Here is a 3,424-nt window from a genome sequence, read left to right as displayed (position 1 = left end):
CGGAGGAGTTTTGGTCGAAATTGGCAATTAATTGCCTGTCGATCAAAGTTGGCACGGTGCTTGCAAATGGTTGCCCGTTAACCGGACTGTTGCTTGTCGAATCACCGTTTGTTTGTGCTGCCGGTCACCAACGAACTGTTGGATAAAAAAATCATGATCAAGAAATTTGTGAGTCTTACTGCGGCTTTGTTAATGGCGTTTGTGACCGTTGGCTGTGACGTCGATAAGACCGAAGAAGGTCGGATGCCAAACGTCGATGTGGATGTCCAAGGCGACCCAGGCAAGTTGCCTGCCTATGACGTCGATGGCCCCGATGTTGACGTTTCGATGGAGAAGAAGAAAGTCAACGTTCCTGACGTCGACGTCAATATGAAAGAAAAAGAAATTTCGGTTCCGGACGTCGATGTAAGCGTTCCTGATGATGATGAATAGTCAACGTCGATAACTTCGTCGTTTTTTCACGCCTGTGTCCTTTCGAGCATCACTGCAAGTTAGCGTGCAGCGGGGGTGAATCCCTAAACCGCTGATGGCGGTTTGGGACGCGAAAACGATTGAACGCTGACGCGTGAATCGATGGAAAGATCGATTCACGCGTCAGCTCTTTTGAGGGCATCTGCGATTTGATTTTGCGATTCTTTGCCGGTCATTTTGGGCCGGTCATCATGGGCTGATCATCTTTTCTACCGAGGACCTATGCAGCGCGACTGCGGCTCATGAAAGCTCTCATCATCACATGGACATCCCGCATTCGCGATAGCTATTGGTTTGTGCCTTCGTTGTTGGCAATCGGAGCCCTCGTGTTGTCGTTTGTCACGACCGAAATGGACAACCGATTGGGATCGGAATGGTTAGAGAATATTGGTTGGTTGTATGCAAACGAACCCGCCGGAGCACGTGCGGTTTTATCGACCGTTGCAGGGTCGATGATCACGGTAGCGGGAGTGACGTTTTCGATGACGATTCTATCGATCTCCTATACAACGTCGCAGGTCGGGGCTCGGCTGCTGAATAACTTTATGCGGGACCGAGGAAACCAAGTCACGCTGGGGGTGTTTATTTCGACGTTTTTATATTGTTTGATGGTGCTGCGAACCGTTCGTAACGCCGAGTCGGCTCCGCATGGTAACGCGGGGCAGCAAGAGTTAGCGTCCGCGTTTGTGCCTCATATTGCCGTGATCGTCGGGATCATGCTGGCGATCCTCAGCGTTGCTGTGTTGATCTACTTTATTCACCACATTCCCGAAAGTATTCATATCTCAAATATCGTCGCGGGGATCGGAGGCGATTTAAACCGACAAATTGACGACCAATTTCCCGCACGTATCGGGAAACCGCATGACGATGTCACGGAGCGGCAAGTCGAGTCGAATCTTCCGAAGGCGTTTTATCAAACCGCGAAAACGATTCGCTCCAAAGGTTCGGGGTACGTTGAGTTTGTTGATACCGACGGCGTGATGAAAATTGCGGTCGATAACAATCTGACGATCCGCATGCGTTTTCGCGCTGGTGATTTTATCACTCCCGGCAATGTGTTGATGTTGGCATCGCCGGATTCGCGTGTGAGCGATGAGATTGTCGATCAATTGAGAGCAACCTTTGTGTCGGGGGCTCAGCGGACTGCAAAACAGAATCTGCGGTTCGTTTTCAACCAGCTGGTTGAAGTTGCCGAGCGAGCCCTTTCACCTGGAGTTAATGATCCGTTTACCGCGATCAATTGCATGGATTGGTTGCAATCGGCACTCGAGCATTTGGCCGAGCGTGAGATGCCCGATGCTTATCGCTATGATTCGGATCACCAACTGCGAATCGTGGCGGAACCCGAAACGTTTAGCGATTTTGCATCGCTCGTCTTTGATCAGTTACGACCTTACGTCGCCGCTGATCGCAATGCATCGATCCATATGATGGAAATGATGGCCAAGGTGGCATTGTCAACGACATGTGATTCGCATCGCCGGTTATTGGTGCGGCACGCCGGGGCGCTGCGTCGCCAGTGCAAACGAGCGTTAACCGATCAACGTGGCATGAAACTTTTGTCGGACCGTTATCGCTCGATGGTCTGGTTACTTCGCGATCCGCTGTATCGCCAACAGGTTCTCGATACGGGCAATTGGGTCGGTGGGCGAGCCTAGCCAGCCCCGATAAACCACCGGATTTACCAATCTCGGCATCCCGTTTGCACGGTTGAGGTGATGACAGACTACTACGCACCTCACGATAAAAAAGGATCGCCCGATGGCTATGACAACCAGCGAAACGATACTGCAAACACTCAAACCAGGTGACCTTGAAGAACTTGCCTCCGTCACTGCCAAGCCATGCGTTTCGATTCTGATGCGTACCCATCGCTCGGGGCCGGACACTCAGCAAGGATCCATTCGGCTCAAAAATTTGCTTAACGACGCCAGCAAAAAGTTGAAGTCGTTGGAACATGACGATGCAATCCTGGATCAAGTCAAAGAGGCGGTCAGGGTGAGCAATTTTTGGCAGCATCAAGGCGAAGGGCTCGCAATTTTCTTGACGCCGGACAAGTGCCAAATGTTTCGCTTGAATCGCGAAGTGGACGAGATCGTCCATGTGGGTGAGACTTTTTTATTGTTGCCTCTGATCCGCGAACAAGGCAACCGTGATCGCTATTTCGTGCTTTCGCTGACCTGGGATGAAGCAAAGCTGTTCCAGCGTCGTGGTGAATCGCTTGAACTGGTTGAAACCGATTCGTTGCCAGCCAAGTTCAACGATTTGATTTTGCCGCGAGATCCCGAGGTGAGCCTGCAGAACCGAAGTCACCAAAGTCTCGGTAACGCCGGAGGGTCATCAACGGCAATGTTCCATGGCCACGGTCAGGGCGAAGACAAAATTCAAGCCGATCGCGAACATTACTTGTCATTGGTTGGCGAAGAAGTAGTCGGCGCGATGTACAACACAGGCTTGCCACTCGTCGTGGTCGCAACCGAAGAGGTCAACGGCCACCTCCAGGCGGTCAGCGATGTCAGTGTGGACGCCAAAGTGGATGCCAGTCCGTCGCAGTGGAGCGAGGTCGAGCTTCGCGACCATGCTCAAAAGGCGATCGCTCCGAAATTGGGATCGCAGCACGACAAATTCGAAGACCGGTTCGGAACCGCAGTCGCGCAGTCGAAAGGGTCCAACGATATCGCAGACGTCTTGGATGCGGCACAAAATGGTCGTATTGATACCGTGATGATTCGCGACGGCGCACGTGAACTGAATCGCGTCAACCAAGTCGTGATCGAAACACTGCGAAACGGCGGAGATGTTTTCAGCAAGTTGAACGATGGCTCGAGCGAGGCTGCCGAAGTTGCCGCGATCTATCGATTCTAGGTTGAGATCATTGAATTGTTTTCAACTTCATTAACCCCTTGGGTGACCCAAATGCAAAATCAACGAACGCTTGTATTCTTCTTTG

The 3,424-nt window shown here is 51.6% G+C and carries 3 protein-coding genes; all 3 read left to right on the top strand.

Going from position 1 to position 3,424, the window contains the following annotated elements; all coding sequences use genetic code 11:
• Nucleotides 1–153 precede the first annotated feature (153 nt).
• Nucleotides 154–432: a hypothetical protein gene (locus ABX962_RS32930; RefSeq protein WP_372725924.1), complete on the top strand. Its 279-nt coding sequence runs from the start codon at nt 154–156 to the stop codon at nt 430–432.
• A gap of 281 nt (nt 433–713) precedes the next feature.
• Entirely contained in the window at nt 714–2,132 is a 1,419-nt protein-coding gene (locus ABX962_RS32925; RefSeq protein ID WP_372725923.1) for a DUF2254 domain-containing protein, read from the top strand.
• A gap of 103 nt (nt 2,133–2,235) precedes the next feature.
• A complete protein-coding gene (locus ABX962_RS32920) occupies nt 2,236–3,339 on the top strand; it encodes a hypothetical protein (RefSeq protein WP_372725922.1) in 1,104 nt (367 codons plus the stop codon).
• Nucleotides 3,340–3,424: the final 85 nt, after the last annotated feature.

Source organism: Novipirellula sp. (genome assembly GCF_041583735.1).
In the GTDB taxonomy this organism is placed as follows: Bacteria; Planctomycetota; Planctomycetia; order Pirellulales; family Pirellulaceae; genus Novipirellula.
This window is presented reverse-complemented; position numbering and strand designations above follow the sequence as displayed.